This is a genomic window from Anaeromicrobium sediminis (assembly GCF_002270055.1).
Taxonomy (GTDB): domain Bacteria; phylum Bacillota; class Clostridia; order Peptostreptococcales; family Thermotaleaceae; genus Anaeromicrobium; species Anaeromicrobium sediminis.
Window position 1 is genome coordinate 169,850 of sequence record NZ_NIBG01000002.1, and the last position, 16,195, is coordinate 186,044.

The window sequence follows — 16,195 nt, forward strand, 5'->3', positions numbered from 1 at the left end:
ATTCTTTCTAATACAGTATATTTTTCATATCCAGTTTTGTCACAAGTGTAATAAATTTACATAATATAAACTATGATTAGGTAGACAACTACTAATCGTAGGAAAAATCAAGGAAAGAGGAAAGTAATGCCTAATAATCCTGTCTCATTCGGCTATTGGATTTGTTACGGTAGTCTATATGTATTAAGGAGGGAATAGACTTGCTGTTAAGCTTATGTATGATTGTAAAAAACGAAGAAGATAATCTTCAAAGATGTCTTGAAAGTGTAAAAGATATAGTAGATGAAATGATCATTGTAGATACAGGTTCTACTGATGATACGGTAAAAATAGCTAAAAGCTATGGAGCAAAAGTATTTTACTTTCAGTGGAATGGTAATTTTAGTGATGCAAGAAATTATGCATTTGAAAAAGCAAAAGGGAATTGGATTATGAGAATGGATGCAGATGAAGAATTGAGTGCTACTGATAGAGAAAAAGTTCTACCATTATTGAATAATTCTGATGTAGATGTTTACGTTTTTCAGACATTAAACTATACTGACAATATTTCAGGCATTGAGACAATTACCAATTTGAATATTCGCTTAATAAGAAATCATAAAGGCTATAAATATAAGAATGCAATTCATGAACAACTATATAAGAGCATGGATAGCGCTGAACAAAAAAAATTTGTAATAGAGAAAATCGTAGTTTATCATTATGGATATTTGAATACTATGACTATGAAAAAAAATAAACCTAGTAGAAATATGAAAATTTTGGAAAATATTTTAGAAAAGGATCCTAACAATAATTTTCATTTATATAATATGGGAAATGAATATCTTAGACTTGGAAAATATAAAAAAGCTTTAGAATATTATAAAAAAGTATATAAAAAGATTAACCCAGATCTTTTCTATACTCCTAAACTATTAGCAAAGATGATGTTGGCTTTAGATAGATTGAAGATGTATGAGGAGGAAATGGAAGTATTAAATACTGGTCTTAAGTATTATCCTAAATTTACTGATTTAGAGTATCAAAGGGCATGTTTGTTTCATAAACAAAAGAAATATTCACTAGCTATTAAAGGATTAAAAAAATGTATAAAGATGGGAGAGCCTCCTGTAAGTCTAAAGACCCTTAATGATGTTGGTGGTTATAGGGCATATTATGCATTAGCAGAGATTTACTCTAAACTTGGAGATTATGATGAAGCTTATAATTATTATATAGAAACAATTAAAGCAAAGTCTAACTATCATATGCCCCTTTATAGAATTGCTGAAAATTTAGAGAAAAGGGGAAAAGAGATAAATGTAATGAAGGCTAGATTAGAGAGATTTTTTGGTAAAAGTTTAAATGAAGGTGCATATGCAAAACTTGGGGATATATTCTATGGAATTGAAAAATATGATGTTTCCCTTGAATATTTCTTGAAGGCCCAAGAAATTGTAAATACAGATAAAAACTTATATTATTGTTTAGGACTAACTCAGATGCATCTTAAAAATTATGAAGAAGCCTATAAATGGTTTGAAAAAGTTGAAGAAGGAGACCGTTATGAACAGGCGATATATAAAATGATACTTTGTGATATTCTTTCTAATAATATGGAGAATGCTGAAAAGTTACTTGGTATTGCAAATACTTTCGAAAGTAAGAATATGACAATTGTGTATAAATCTTTTAAAAACTTGGTAGAGGATAAGGAGTGTGAAATCATAAGCAACGACAAAGAAGAATCTAAAGAGTTTTTAGATATTATTTTTATTCTATTAAATCTTATTATTAAAGTTTCAACGCCTGAAATATTTGAAAAATCACGACAGCTATTAAATCTTATTGATAATGATGAGGCTTCATTAAAACTTGCAAAGCTTTATTACAATAAAGGATATAGTAATTTAGCTTACCAAGAATTTATAAGATCAATAAAACTGTTTGACAAAATAGATAAAGAAGGATTGGAAATGATGGGAAATATACTAGATATACCTAGTTCAGTCACAATATAAAAATTGAGCGAAGATATATTATAGGTAAAATTCCTTTAAAGGATACTACTATTAATAGTAGTATGTCATTTGAAACCTTTTTTCCTAAACACATGTAATTATACATACCAAATACTTTGTACGGTTCTTTTAGACTGATTTGGGATGGTTCTGTTTATGGTCTTATCATATGATATAATTATAGTGTGAAAAATAAAAATAGGAACTAGGTGAGATTATGACATATTATAAAAAAGATAATGTCTTTAAGCAATTCTTTGAGAATAGGGAATATCTTATAGCTCAATTTAAAAAGGGAGATTTGACCAAAAGGGAGTTTATAGAAGAACACTTTTATTTTATACAAAGGTTAAACTTAAAGCCCTTTAAATATAGGATAGATTCCTTTGAAAAGGGTCTTTATAATTATCAATATTATAATATGCTTGCAAAATATAATTATATGAAATCAAAGGATAAGAAAATCATAGAGAAGCATCCTACCATGGCTCAGGAGTTTAGGAGAAAGGCAAATCACTTTTATATGCAAAAGGATAAATCTACACTAAAACTATTAAGGTATCTAGAATTTGAAAATGTGGAGGCCTATTATATAAAAGTAAAATCTAAGGAGTTAGATGGAAAATTATTTGAAATAGTCTTAAAGGATTATGACAATGTGATACTACATTCCATAAGTCCATGGCTTGCAGATGAGTTGAGAAATGAATGGGTATTTGAGGATAAAAAGAAAAAGTCATTAATAGATAAATATATTAATGAAAGATATTAATGTTAATATAAGTTAATTAGATGCTTGCAGAATATGCAAGCGTTTTTTTATGCATATAAATGCATAAAAATTCAAAAAACTATTGAAAATAACTGAAAATGTATGTATAATTATTAAAAATGTATAATAAATATACATAAAGTGTGTAGAGGAGGGTAATTATGAAGTTAAAAGGAAAACACCTAATTAGTCTTAAGGATTATACAAAGGAAGAGATTTTATATTTAATAGATTTAGCTAAAGAAGTTAAAAATGAAAAAAAATCTGGCTCCGTAAAGAAAAAATTAAAGGGGAAAAATATTGCTCTTATATTTGAAAAACCATCTACTAGAACTAGATGTGCATTCACAGTTGCCTGTGTAGATGAAGGAGCCCATGGAGAGTATTTAGGTAAAAATGATATTCAATTGGGACATAAGGAAAGTATAGAGGATACGGCGAGAGTTTTAGGTAGATATTTTGATGGAATACAGTTTAGAGGGTTTGAGCAACATACGGTGGAAGCCCTAGCTAAATATAGTGGAGTTCCCGTATGGAACGGACTTACGGATTTATTTCACCCAACTCAAGTGTTAGCAGACTTTTTAACTATTAAAGAACATGTAGGAAAGCTAGAGGGAGTTAATATGGTTTATATGGGTGATGGCAGAAATAATATGGCTAATAGTCTCATGATAGGAGCAGCTAAGGTAGGTATTAATTTTACCATAATAGGTCCTAAGGAATTATGGCCAGAAGAAGAATTATTACAAGAGTGTAAGAAAATTGCAACATCAAAGATAGAAGTTACAGAAAATATTGAAGATTGTGTAAAAAATGCCCAGGTCATATATACAGATGTATGGTGTTCCATGGGTGAAGAAGACAAGGCGAAAGAGAGAATTGAATTATTAAAGGACTATCAAGTGACAGAAGAGTTCATGAACATGAATAAATCCTATAACACCATATTCATGCATTGTCTACCAGCAGTCAGAGGAAATGAAGTAACTAAGGAAGTTATAGATGGAGATAAATCTGTAGTATTTGATCAGGCAGAAAATAGAATGCATACCATAAAGGCCGTTATGGTGGCAACCTTAATTGAAAAAGAGGAAGCCGTATGATAAAGGTAGGAATTGTGGGTGCTACTGGGTATGTGGGCCAAGAACTCATAAGAATTTTAACTAATCACAATAAGGTGAAAATAGAGTTTATAACTTCTAGTTCCTATGAAGGAGAAGAATATAACAATATCTATTTAAATTACAATAATATATTTAACCACATATGTGAAGAGGAAAATATTAATGAGTTAATAAAAAAGGTAGATCTTTTATTTATGGCTCTACCCCATGGCATGGCCCATGAAAAAATTCATGAAAAGATCCTCAATAAGGTAAAAGTCATTGACCTAGGAGCAGACTTTAGATTTGATAACATAGGCACCTATGAAGAATATTATAAGGTACATCATGAAAATAAAAAATTAAATGAAGAGGCCGTATATGGATTATGCGAAGTATATAAAGATAAGATAAAAAAATCATCTTTAGTGGGAAATCCAGGGTGCTATACTACTTGTTCCATACTTAGTTTAGCACCTCTAGTAAAAAATAAATTAATAGACTTTAACCATATTATAATAGATGCAAAATCGGGTATATCTGGAATGGGAAGGGGTCTTAATCTAGAGGCCCATTACACTCAATCTAATGAATCCATAGAAGCTTATAAAATATTTAACCATAGACACACACCAGAAATTGAAGAAAAATTATCAGAAATAGGTGAGAATAAGGTGAATGTGACCTTTACACCCCATTTAATTCCCATGAATAGGGGAATATTAACTACTTCCTATTGTAAATTAACCAAGGATGTAGATTATGATCATATAAAAAAATTGTACTTAGATTATTATAAGGATTCACCATTTATAAGGATTTTAAATGAAAACATAAGCCCATCTACTAAATGGGTTAAAGGATCCAATTATGTGGATATGAATTTCTTTGTAAAGGATGGTAGATTAATAGTCATATCAGCCCTTGATAATTTAGTTAAGGGAGCAGCAGGTCAGGCCGTTCAGAATATGAATTTAATATTTAATTTAGATGAAACTACAGGATTAAAAATGGTACCCATATTTACAGCTTAAAAGGAGGAATTAGGATGAAACTAATTAAGGGAGGAGTTATTTCACCAAAGGGATTTATGGCATCGGGAATTTATTCAGGAGTTAAAAGAAAGAGAAAGGACTTATCCTTAATATATTGTAAAGGTGGAACTACTACTGTGGGCATGTTTACTACTAACAAAGTAAAGGCGGCTCCCGTATTAGTAAATGAGGAAACATTAAATAAAAACAATAATATAAAGGCCCTAGTGATAAATAGTGGTGTGGCAAATGCCTGCACTGGGAAAAAGGGATATGAAGATGCTAAAGAAATGACAAAGATAACAGGCCAAAGTTTAAATATAAAAAGTAATGAAGTATTAGTTGCGTCTACGGGAGTAATAGGTGAGTTTTTACCTATGGATAAGATTGAAGAGGGCATAAAGAAATTGAGTAAGGAGTTAGGCAATAGTATTGATCATGGAAAATGGGCAGCAGAAGGAATAATGACTACAGATACATTTATAAAGGAGATGGCCGTTGAAATAAATATAGGTGGAGTACCTATAAAAATAGGAGCCATGGCAAAGGGATCTGGAATGATACATCCTAATATGGCCACTATGCTTAGTTTTGTAACTACAGATATAAACATGGATAAGGAGTTATTAAATAAGGCATTAAAAGAAAGTGTGGAAGATTCTTATAATATGATTTCTGTAGATGGAGATACATCCACAAATGACATGGTAATTTTAATGGCCAGTGGGCAGGGGAAAAATGATTTAATTAACAATGAAGATGAGGATTATAAAAAATTTAAAGATGCCCTTCATCTTATAAACACTACTTTAGCTAAGAAGATAGCAAAGGATGGGGAAGGCGCTACTAAATTAATAGAAGTACAGGTTAAAGGTGCAATAAGCAAGGATGATGGTAAAAAAATATGTAAATCCATATTAATGTCTAACTTAGTTAAGACGGCCATATATGGAGAGGACCCTAATTGGGGAAGAATAATAGCAGCAGCTGGATATTCAAAGGGGAATTTTAATCCTCACAAAGTAGATTTATCCCTAAGTAATAGTGAGGAGGAAATAGAACTTATGAAGGATGGAACTCCTTGTATATTTCACGAAAAAACAGCCAAAAAGATTATGGAATCAGACTTAATAATAATAAGTATAGACCTTAAGGAAGGAAATAATCATGTGAAAGGTTGGGGATGTGATTTTAGTCATGATTATGTGAAGATAAATGCATCCTATAGAAGTTGAGTATGAGTATAGATGGGAAAAAGATAGTAGTAATTAAATATGGGGGAAGTGCTCTTTCAAAAAGTGATTCCATAAAAAATATAAGTGAAGATATATGCTATTTAAAAAGCAAGGGAATGTATCCCGTAATTGTCCATGGAGGGGGCCCTTATATAAGTGAAGAGATGAAAAAAAGTGGAAAGGAAAGTCTATTCATAGAAGGTTTAAGGGTTACTGATAAAGAGACGGTGGAGATAGTAAAAAAAGTTCTAATAGGCCAAGTAAATAAGGACCTTGTTGTAGAGATAAATAAATTTAAAGGAAATGCTATAGGCATTAGTGGCATTGATGGAAATTTAATAGAAGTAAGTAAAAAATATATAAATAATATGGATTTGGGATTTGTAGGTAATATAGAAAAGATAAATAAGAACATATTGAAGATTTTAATTGAATCAGGTTATACACCTGTAATCGCTCCCCTTGGAGTAGATGAAAAAAATGACGTATATAATGTAAATGCAGATTATGGAGCAACTCATATAGCCACAGCCTTAGGTGCTCATACATTAATATTTTTAACAGATGTGGCGGGCATATTAAGGGACAGTAATGATGAGTCTTCTTTAATAGAAAAGATAGAAATTGATGAAGTGGATGACTATATAGAGAAAGGTATTATAAGTGGCGGAATGATACCTAAAATTAAATGTTGTGTAAAAGGGATAAAAGATAATGTAAAAAAGGTTTATATAACTAATGGGAAAAATAAAAACTGTGTAAGAGATGTGTTTTTTAATAAAAAACTAAAGAAAACCTTAGTAGTTTAGAAGGTACAAGGGGAGGGAGACGAGTGGAGAAAAATTGGATTAATGAAGGTAAGAATCTATTTATGAATGTATATAAGCAAAAGGATTTAGTTATAGACCATGGGGACGGACCCTATGTATGGGATACGGATGGAAAAAAGTATGTAGATTTTGTATCGGGAGTGGCAGTTAACTCATTAGGCTACAAGAACAAAGAATGGATGGATAATATAGTGGAACAATTAAATAAGATACATCATTGTTCAAATATCTACTGGAATAAACCGTCCATTGAACTGGCCAAGGCTCTTGTAAGTAAAAGTGAGCTAGATAAGGTATTCTTTGTAAATAGTGGTACGGAAGCTGTGGAGGCTGCCATTAAACTTGGTAGAAAATATGGACTTAAAGATGATAAAAATGAAATTATAGCCATGAAAAATTCCTTCCATGGAAGAACTTTAGGAGCTTTAAGTGTTACGGGGCAGGGTAAATATCAAGATGATTTTAAGCCCTTAATACCTGGTATAAAGTTTGGAGAATTTAATGATTTTGAAAGTGTAAAAAAACTAGTGAATAAAAAGACTTGTGCCATAATAGTTGAGCCAATCCAAGGTGAGGGCGGCATTCATGTGGCAACAAAGGAATTTTTACAAGACTTAAGAGATCTATGTACTAAGGAAGATATAGTTTTAATATTCGATGAAGTTCAATGTGGAATAGGTAGGACGGGATATTTGTTTGCTTATGAATATTTCAATATATGTCCAGATATAATCTGTATGGCAAAGGGCCTAGGGGCAGGATTTCCCATAGGGGCTGTTATGGCTAATGAAAAGGTAGCTAGTGCATTTGTTCCAGGAGATCATGGATGTACCTTTGGTGGAAATCCACTAGCTACAAGTGGAGCAAAGGTAGTAATAGAGAAATTATCTAGTGAAAATATGTTAGATAGCATAAGAGAAAACTCTAAGTTACTATATGAAGAATTAGAAAAATTAAAGGTCCATAATGATTTAATAAGTTTCATTAGGGGCGTTGGTTATATGCTAGGTGTGGAATTTAATGTACCAGTTAATGGGATTATAGATAATTGTAAGGAGAAGGGACTATTATTAGTAGGAGCTGGAGAGAAGGTTATAAGAATAGTGCCGCCTCTTATTATAGAAAAGAAACATATTTATGAAGGAATAGACATATTAAAAGATGTCTTAGGAGGGATGAAAGATGAAGGCTAGTATTTTACTAGAAGATGGAACTATCCTAGAAGGTATTTCCTTTGGAAGCAAAAAGACTATTGTGGGAGAGATAGTTTTTAATACGGGGATGACTGGATATGAAGAGATTCTAACAGATCCATCCTATGCGGGCCAAGTAGTAGTCATGACATATCCCTTAATAGGGAATTATGGTATAAATTTAGAGGATAAGGAGTCGGAAAAAGTTCAACCTAAGGCCTTGATTGTTAAAGAATATATTAACCATCCTAGTAATTATAGAAGTATAAAAAATTTAGATGAGTACTTAGAAGAAAATAATATCCTTGGAGTTAGTAATGTGGATACTAGAATGCTCACTAAAAAGATAAGAGAAAAGGGAGTTATGAAGTGCCTAATAACTACCGAGACTATTAGCTCCTTTATGAAGGAACAATTGGATAATTATACTTTTCCAAAGGATATAGTATCTAAGGTTTCTATTAAAGATAAAAAAATAATAGAGAATAAAAATTCCACAATAAATATTGGTCTCGTGGATTTTGGAGTAAAAAAATCTATTGTAGATAAACTTGTGGAAAATGGATGTAATGTTACCATATATCCTCACAATACAAAGGCAAGCGAAATTTTAGAAGATAATTTAGATGGATTATTTTTATCTAATGGGCCAGGAGATCCTAAGGATTTAGATAATGTAATAGAAAATATAAAAAATCTAATAGGTAAAATGCCCTTATATGGAATTTGTCTAGGCCACCAACTTCTAGCATTGGTCCTAGGAGCAGATACTTATAAGTTAAAGTATGGTCATAGGGGAAGTAATCATCCTGTTATGAATTTATTAAATAATAAGGTTATTATAAGTAGTCAAAATCATGGTTATGCAGTGGATGAAAAGAGTTTAACTAATGAAATGGAGATTACTTATAAGAATTTAAATGATGATACTATTGAAGGATTTATGGTTAAGGATAAATTTATAAAATCAGTGCAGTTCCACCCAGAGGCAGGACCAGGACCTGTAGATGGGAATGTAATAATTAAAGAATGGATAGATGAAATTAAGAATCTTGCGTAGATATATTGTATTTAAGCTAAAGGTGTGTGAACTTACTTCACTCATATAAATAAAAAATATTTTATAAGGTAAGTCACTATCAGACTATAGAGTTCTTGTCTTATAGCTACTACAGAAAGTTCATAAATGTTTACAGCAAAATGTTGTGATGTTCTATGATTTCAATTTTTTTATTCATATTCCCTTGTAAGTGGTGAAGGTTATTGAATTTGGAAGTCGGTAGTATGTCTACACATAAAAATTACAAAAGGGGGGATGTATTATGCCTAAGAATGAAGAACTAAAAAAGGTTATTGTCATAGGCTCAGGGCCCATAGTAATAGGGCAAGGGGCTGAATTCGATTATGCGGGGACTCAGGCTTGTAAAGCCTTGAAGGAAGAAAATATTCAAGTTGTATTAATAAATAGTAATCCAGCCACCATTATGACTGATGAGAATGTGGCTGATAAAGTGTATATAGAGCCACTTACTGTGGATGTAATAGAGGAAATAATAAAAAAGGAAAAGCCCCAGGGTTTAATTCCTACTTTAGGTGGCCAAACGGCCCTTAATTTAGCTGTAGAGTTAGTTGAGAAAAATATATTAAAAAAATATAATGTGAAATTACTGGGAACTTCCCTAGAAAGTATAAAAAAGGCAGAAGATAGGGAGTTGTTTAAAAAACTTATGAATGACATAGATGAGCCCATATGTCCTAGTAAAATCATAAGTTCCATAGATGAGGCTATGGACTTTGTAGCGGAAATAGGATTTCCCATAATAGTAAGACCTGCATATACACTAGGTGGAACTGGTGGAGGAATAGCCTATGACATGGATCAGTTAAAGGATACTATTAAAAAGGGAATACTCCATAGTAAAATAGGTCAGGTATTACTTGAAAAGAGTGTGTATGGATGGAAAGAAATAGAATATGAAGTAATGCGAGATAGTAATGATACGGCCATTGTAGTTTGTAATATGGAAAATATGGATCCTGTAGGGATACACACGGGAGATAGTATAGTAGTGGCTCCATCTCAGACCTTATCTGATAAGGAGTATCACATGCTTAGAAAATCATCCATAAAGATTATAAAGGCCCTAAAAATTGAGGGTGGTTGTAATGTACAATTTGCTCTAGATACTAAATCTTCTGAGTATGTGGTAATAGAAGTAAATCCAAGGGTAAGTAGATCATCTGCTTTAGCATCAAAGGCAACGGCCTATCCCATTGCTAAAATTGCAGCTAAAATAGCCATAGGATATGATTTACATGAAATACCTAATTATGTTACTAAAACTACCAAGGCAGCCTTTGAGCCTAGTCTCGATTATGTGGTCACTAAAATGCCTAAATGGCCCTTTGATAAATTCTCTTATGCCAATAGAAAATTAGGAACTCAAATGAAGGCCACAGGTGAGGTTATGGCCATAGATAGAAATTTTGAGAGTAGTCTATTAAAGGCAGTGTCATCCCTAGAGGGAGAAGATACGGCACTTCGCAGAAAAAAGTTCGAAAGTATGGATGAGACTCAGTTAATAAAGGAGTTAGAAAATGCCACTGACGAGAGAATATTTGTTATAGGGGAAGCTTTAAGAAGAAATATGAGTATAGAATCTATTAATCACATTACAAAAATTGATAAATGGTTCTTATGTAAAATAGACAATATTATTCAGATGGAAAATAAATTAAAGGCATCAGGATTAGAATTACATCTACTGAAAAAGGCACAGGAAATGGGATTTACAGATAAGGAGATAATAAACCTTACAGGAGAGAAGGCGTACACTATAGACATATTAAGACGAGCCCATGATATTTATCCCGTGTACAAAATGGTAGATACCTGCTCTGCTGAGTTTAAATCAGATACACCATACTATTATTCTACCTATGATAAGGAAGACGATAATATAATAACGGAGAAGGAAAAGATCATAGTAGTAGGCTCTGGAGCCATAAGAATTGGCCAGGGAATAGAATTTGACTATTGTTCAGTACATTCTGTAAAAGCTATAAAAGATTGTGGTTATGAAGCCATAATGATAAATAACAATCCAGAGACTGTTAGTACAGATTTTGATGTGGCTGACAAATTATATTTTGAGCCCCTATTTATTGAAGATGTTATAAATGTTATAAAAAAGGAAAAGCCAAAGGGCGTAATACTTCAATTTGGAGGTCAGACCTCCATAAACTTAGCCAATGGACTTATGAAAAGGGGAGTAAGTATATTAGGAACCTCAGTAGAATCCATAAATGTGGCAGAGGACAGATATTATTTTGGACAATTATTAGAAAAATTACAAATTCCTCAACCAAAAGGGGCTGCCGTTAGTACTGTAGAAGAAGCTAAAGAGGTTGCTAAGGAAATAGGCTATCCATTAATAATAAGACCATCCTATGTAATTGGAGGTCGATCAATGGATATTATAAGAAATGAAGAACAATTATGTGAATATATGAAAGAAGCAAGTGAGGTAAGTAAGGACTACAAAATACTCATAGACCAATATATAGAGGGCAAGGAAGTAGAAATAGATGCCATTTGTGATGGTAAGGACATTTTAATTCCAGGAATAATGGAACATATAGAGCCTACAGGAGTTCATTCAGGAGACAGTATAAGTGTGTATCCTGCCATGAATATTTCTTCAAAGGTAAAGGGTAAAATAGTTGAATACTCCAAGAAAATTGGAAAGGCCCTAGGAGTAGTAGGTCTTATGAATATTCAATTTGTAATTAAAGATGAGAATGTATATATAATAGAAGTAAACCCAAGATCATCAAGAACGGTACCTATTTTAAGCAAGGTTACTAGTGTACCTATGATAGATTTAGCTGTTAAAACCATATTAGGTAAAAGTCTTAAAAAATTATCCTATGGAATCGGGTTACTTCCAGATAGAGATATGTATGCTGTAAAGATGCCCGTATTCTCTTTCCAAAAGTTAGATAATGTAGATGTGGCCCTAACCCCTGAAATGAAATCTACAGGAGAGGTATTAGGTGTAGATAAGACTTATGAAAAGGCATTAATAAAAGCTTTTAAAGGAGCACTATATGATTTTCCTAAAGAGGGAAAAATATTAGTTTCCCTAAATAAAAGAAGCAGAGAAGAAGCCTATTATCCACTATTAGGTTTTGCAAAGTTAGGATTTAAAATATCCTGTACAGAAGGAACTTATGAATATTATAAGGAAAAGGGTCTTAAGGTAAATAAAATTAATGTTAATACTCCTGAAGAAATTAAAAAATTAATGGATAAGGGAGAAATAAATATTGTCCTTAATACTCCTAATAAGGGAAAGGATAAAAGTAAAAGGGGATTTGTCATAAGAAGTATGGCTCACCAATATAAGATACCTACATTTACTAATGTATATACTTTTAAGAGTTATTTAGATGCCCTAAAGGAATATTACAAGGATGACCAGTTAGAATACAATACTATAGATTATTATAGATAAGGGAACTTTTAAAGTTCCCTTTTTTAATATGAAGAAAATCTATTATGAATATGATAAAAATGGAAATAGAGCCGAAGAAATGAATAAGAGGGATAATATTCGCAAAAATATATTACCTTTAATTTATTTAAGTTTAATTAAAAAAGAGAATGATAATATTAAATAATCCATAATTTTTTTAGAGGTGATGATAATTTTGAATCCTGCAATATGGATATCCATATATTTACCAATGTTCGTAGTACTATTTATTTTAATACCATCTGAAAATAGAATTATTACTGCTAAAATTAAGCAAAAGAAGAAAAGAGGTGTTAAAATGTCAAATGACTTAATTAAAAGTTATATAGGTAAGGTTTGTAACATATCATCTGGTTCCTTTGGTCCTAAGTTCCAAAGAGTAAAAATTATTGAAGTGATGGAAAATTGGATTAAGGTTGAAGGAAAAGGGAAAATAGATTTGATTAATATAGATTTTATCCAAAACATAAAGATATTAGATGACAAATATCAGAAGTGATTATCCATGATGAAATCATATAGATAGGGGAACTTTTAAAGTTCTCTTTTTTAATGTAATGGAATAAACTAAATGACTAGTTTGTATTTATTAATAAGGGACAATTAATATGAAAAGATGTAATTGGATTTGAATAATAGTATGAAGGGGGATTTTTCTATGAGTTATACTACAAATGGAATACCACAGAAGTTACCCTTAAATATGTGTAGCCTATTAAGGGAAGGGCTGGTAGGGGAGATAGTAGCTATTGATGCATATGAAAGACATATGGCTCAAAGTGCAAATGCAGAGTTCAATAGGGTTTGGTCATATATTTTAAAAAGAGAGAAGATTCATTATGGAATATTTTTAGATTTAATAAGAGAATATGATCCAGTAGAATATGAAGAGTATCTAAGTGTAAAAGAAAAACTTCATGTGAAAAAGGGAAGTGCTAAAAAGTGTATACTTAGACAAGATGATTCCTTACTAAATATGATTAGGGAAGATATAAAGGGAGAATGTGAGGCCATATTATTATATGAAAAGCACTTATCAATGGTAAATATACCAAAAGTGAGGAAAGCATTAGAAGGGGTAATAAGGGATGAAAAGCGTCATGTGGAAATGTTAACATTATTATTATTAAATTACGATAAAGATTCCTATGGACCTATAAGTGTCAAGGGATAGATGAGCTACCGCATTTTATCGAAAAATATCGTATTAAGGTTTGCATATATGATATATATATGATAATCTATTTTCGATAGATAAGTTGAAAGTAGGTGGTAGTAAGTGTTTAATAACATTGAAGCTGTAATATTTGACTTAGATGGAACATTAGTAGATTCCATGTGGATATGGTTAGATATTGATATAGAATATTTAAAAAGAAAAGAAGTAGATGTAGATAGTATAGACCACTTAAAATTACAAAAGGATATAGAAGGTATGAGCTATACGGAAGTTGCCATATACTTTAAAGAGAACTTTAATCTAGAAGATTCAATAGAACAGATAAAAGCTGATTGGCTAGATATGACTAGGGAATTTTATGCTGAAAAGATCCTATTGAAAAATGGAGTAAAGACACTTCTAGATAACATAAAAGATAGGGAATTAAAACTTGGTGTTGCCACTAGTAACACAAAGGAATTGGTAGATGTGGTTCTTAAAAAGAACGAAATACATGATTATTTTGAAACAATAAGAACTTCATGTGAAGTTGAAAAGGGAAAGCCCCATCCTGATATATATTTAAAAGTTGCAGAGGATTTAGGTGTAAATCCTAAAAATTGTCTTGCCTTTGAAGATACCCATGCAGGTGTATTAGCAGCTAAGAATGCAGGAATGAAAGTATTTGCCATAGCAGATGAAACTTCACTGCCTTTTAAAGATGATATTATGAAGGATGCAGATAGATATTTAAATGGATACCATGAAATTGCTTAAAGGTCGAGCTTAAAAGCTCGGCTTTAATAATGATAAATTTGGGAAAACTATATAGATGAGAAGATTATTTAAAAGGAGAAAGATATGAAAAAGAAAGCTATAATTGAAATAAAAATTGAAGAAGTAGAATTTCCTTCAAAGGGAATAGGTTATTATGAAGGAAAGAAAGTATATGTGAAAAATGGTATTGTAGGCCAGGTTGTTAAAGTATATATTAAAAAGGTAAGAAAAGAATATGCAGAAGGGAAATTACTAGAGGTAATTTCCAGATCAGAAAGAGAAAGAGATTCCTTTTGTCCTCACTTTGGTCTATGTGGTGGATGTGCTAACCAAACGGTTGCATATGATGACCAAGTACAATTAAAGGAAAAGTTAGTTAAAAAACTCCTTGATGATGCTGGAATAAAAGGATATGAATTTGAAGGGATAGAAAAAAGTCCTGAGGTCTATGAATATAGAAATAAGATGGAATACTCTTTTGGAGATGAAACAAAGGGTGGCATATTGAATCTTGGAATGCACAAAAGAGGATCTTTCCAATCAGTAGTAACAGTAGATGAGTGTAAACTTGTGGATAATGATTTTAATAAGATATTAAAGACAGCTCTAGATTATTTTAGAGAAAAAGAAGTTCCTCACTATAATGCAAAAACGCATAAAGGTTTCTTAAGACACTTTATCGTTAGAAAAGCTAAAGGAACGGAAGAAATATTAGTAAACTTAGTTACATCTACTCAAATGGATATGGATATGAGTGAATTAGTAGAGAAGACCAAGAGCTTAGATTTAAAGGGTAAGTTAGTAGGATACTTACATACTTTCAATGACAACTTATCTGACTGTGTAACTAATGAAAGATTAGAAATACTATATGGAAGAGATTATTTCTATGAAGAAATATTAGGACTTAAATTTAAAATATCAGCATTTTCATTCTTCCAAACAAATCCACTTGGAGCGGAAAAACTATACTCTATAGCTATGGACTATATGGGAGATGCAAAGGATAAGATTGTATATGACCTATATTGTGGAACAGGAACTATAGGGCAGATTGCATCAACTCGTACTAAAGAAGTATACGGTATAGAGCTTATTGAGGAAGCAGTTGAAGCGGCTAATGAAAATGCCAAGTTAAATGGACTTACTAATTGTCACTTTATAGCTGGGGATGTATTTGAAAAGCTAGATGAATTAGCTAAAAAGCCAGAGGTTATTATTGTAGACCCACCAAGGGTAGGAATCAACCCAAAAGCACTTAAGAAGATATTAAAGTATAAGTGTAAAGAGATTGTGTATGTATCATGTAATCCAAAGTCTTTAGCAGAGAATTTAGCGGATATGCAAGAGTCTGGATATAAAGTTAAGAAGGTGAGATGTATGGATATGTTCCCTCATACACCTCATGTTGAGACGGTAGTGCAGATAGAAAAGGCGTAAGTGTTGGAATAACTAGTGTGTAGAGTTTATATTATTTTGTTACTACAAGGGTAGGTGGAGAATAGAATATATTTTACACCCCTGGGGGTATATAAATATGCAGAA

General features: G+C 31.6%; 14 protein-coding genes. All 14 read left to right on the forward strand.

The window, feature by feature from the left end:
• Window positions 1–200 precede the first annotated feature (200 nt).
• The 14 genes from CCE28_RS03735 (at window position 201) to rlmD (ending at window position 16,090) form a co-directional block, all read left to right on the forward strand.
• A complete protein-coding gene (locus CCE28_RS03735; RefSeq protein WP_141228312.1) occupies window positions 201–2,006 on the forward strand; it encodes a tetratricopeptide repeat-containing glycosyltransferase family 2 protein in 1,806 nt (601 codons plus the stop codon).
• Window positions 2,007–2,223: 217 nt separating this feature from the next.
• Window positions 2,224–2,778 (forward strand): DUF6648 family protein, encoded by a 555-nt coding sequence (locus CCE28_RS03740; RefSeq protein ID WP_095131130.1) that lies wholly within the window; start codon window positions 2,224–2,226, stop codon window positions 2,776–2,778.
• A gap of 161 nt (window positions 2,779–2,939) precedes the next feature.
• A complete protein-coding gene (gene argF, locus CCE28_RS03745) occupies window positions 2,940–3,884 on the forward strand; it encodes an ornithine carbamoyltransferase (protein WP_095131132.1) in 945 nt (314 codons plus the stop codon).
• Window positions 3,881–4,918 (forward strand): N-acetyl-gamma-glutamyl-phosphate reductase, encoded by a 1,038-nt coding sequence (gene argC / locus CCE28_RS03750; protein WP_095131134.1) that lies wholly within the window; start codon window positions 3,881–3,883, stop codon window positions 4,916–4,918. Before argF ends, argC begins: the two co-directional genes overlap by 4 nt.
• Before the next feature lie 14 nt (window positions 4,919–4,932).
• Window positions 4,933–6,153 (forward strand): bifunctional ornithine acetyltransferase/N-acetylglutamate synthase, encoded by a 1,221-nt coding sequence (gene argJ / locus CCE28_RS03755; RefSeq protein WP_095131136.1) that lies wholly within the window; start codon window positions 4,933–4,935, stop codon window positions 6,151–6,153.
• 2 nt (window positions 6,154–6,155) lie between these two features.
• Complete coding sequence (gene argB, locus CCE28_RS03760) at window positions 6,156–6,962, forward strand: acetylglutamate kinase (RefSeq protein ID WP_095131138.1); 807 nt, start codon at window positions 6,156–6,158, stop codon at window positions 6,960–6,962.
• Between the two features lie 23 nt (window positions 6,963–6,985).
• Window positions 6,986–8,176: an aspartate aminotransferase family protein gene (locus CCE28_RS03765; protein WP_330396809.1), complete on the forward strand. Its 1,191-nt coding sequence runs from the start codon at window positions 6,986–6,988 to the stop codon at window positions 8,174–8,176.
• Window positions 8,166–9,236, forward strand: coding sequence for a glutamine-hydrolyzing carbamoyl-phosphate synthase small subunit (gene carA, locus CCE28_RS03770; protein WP_095131140.1), 1,071 nt, complete (start codon window positions 8,166–8,168; stop codon window positions 9,234–9,236). The genes CCE28_RS03765 and carA overlap by 11 nt, the downstream gene beginning before the upstream one ends.
• A gap of 262 nt (window positions 9,237–9,498) precedes the next feature.
• Window positions 9,499–12,693: a carbamoyl-phosphate synthase large subunit gene (carB, locus tag CCE28_RS03775; RefSeq protein ID WP_095131142.1), complete on the forward strand. Its 3,195-nt coding sequence runs from the start codon at window positions 9,499–9,501 to the stop codon at window positions 12,691–12,693.
• A 28-nt stretch (window positions 12,694–12,721) separates the two neighbouring features.
• Window positions 12,722–12,859, forward strand: a complete 138-nt coding sequence (locus CCE28_RS22105; RefSeq protein WP_176461648.1) for a hypothetical protein — start codon at window positions 12,722–12,724, stop codon at window positions 12,857–12,859.
• Between the two features lie 30 nt (window positions 12,860–12,889).
• Complete coding sequence (locus CCE28_RS22525) at window positions 12,890–13,213, forward strand: DUF6897 domain-containing protein (RefSeq protein WP_242972886.1); 324 nt, start codon at window positions 12,890–12,892, stop codon at window positions 13,211–13,213.
• 159 nt (window positions 13,214–13,372) lie between these two features.
• The gene (locus CCE28_RS03785) at window positions 13,373–13,888 is read left to right on the forward strand and encodes a ferritin family protein (protein WP_176461649.1); all 516 of its coding nucleotides are present in this window, start codon (window positions 13,373–13,375) and stop codon (window positions 13,886–13,888) included.
• A 105-nt stretch (window positions 13,889–13,993) separates the two neighbouring features.
• Window positions 13,994–14,650, forward strand: a complete 657-nt coding sequence (locus CCE28_RS03790; RefSeq protein ID WP_095131146.1) for an HAD family hydrolase — start codon at window positions 13,994–13,996, stop codon at window positions 14,648–14,650.
• 84 nt (window positions 14,651–14,734) lie between these two features.
• Window positions 14,735–16,090 (forward strand): 23S rRNA (uracil(1939)-C(5))-methyltransferase RlmD, encoded by a 1,356-nt coding sequence (gene rlmD, locus CCE28_RS03795; RefSeq protein ID WP_095131148.1) that lies wholly within the window; start codon window positions 14,735–14,737, stop codon window positions 16,088–16,090.
• Window positions 16,091–16,195: the final 105 nt, after the last annotated feature.

Coding starts and splice junctions, on each gene's coding strand:
- CCE28_RS03740 (WP_095131130.1), top strand. CDS start 2,224: ATGACATATTATAAAAAAGATAATGTCTTTAAGCAATTCTTTGAGAAT.
- argF (WP_095131132.1), top strand. CDS start 2,940: ATGAAGTTAAAAGGAAAACACCTAATTAGTCTTAAGGATTATACAAAG.
- argC (WP_095131134.1), top strand. CDS start 3,881: ATGATAAAGGTAGGAATTGTGGGTGCTACTGGGTATGTGGGCCAAGAA.
- argJ (WP_095131136.1), top strand. CDS start 4,933: ATGAAACTAATTAAGGGAGGAGTTATTTCACCAAAGGGATTTATGGCA.
- argB (WP_095131138.1), top strand. CDS start 6,156: ATGAGTATAGATGGGAAAAAGATAGTAGTAATTAAATATGGGGGAAGT.
- carA (WP_095131140.1), top strand. CDS start 8,166: ATGAAGGCTAGTATTTTACTAGAAGATGGAACTATCCTAGAAGGTATT.
- carB (WP_095131142.1), top strand. CDS start 9,499: ATGCCTAAGAATGAAGAACTAAAAAAGGTTATTGTCATAGGCTCAGGG.
- CCE28_RS22105 (WP_176461648.1), top strand. CDS start 12,722: ATGAAGAAAATCTATTATGAATATGATAAAAATGGAAATAGAGCCGAA.
- CCE28_RS03785 (WP_176461649.1), top strand. CDS start 13,373: ATGAGTTATACTACAAATGGAATACCACAGAAGTTACCCTTAAATATG.
- rlmD (WP_095131148.1), top strand. CDS start 14,735: ATGAAAAAGAAAGCTATAATTGAAATAAAAATTGAAGAAGTAGAATTT.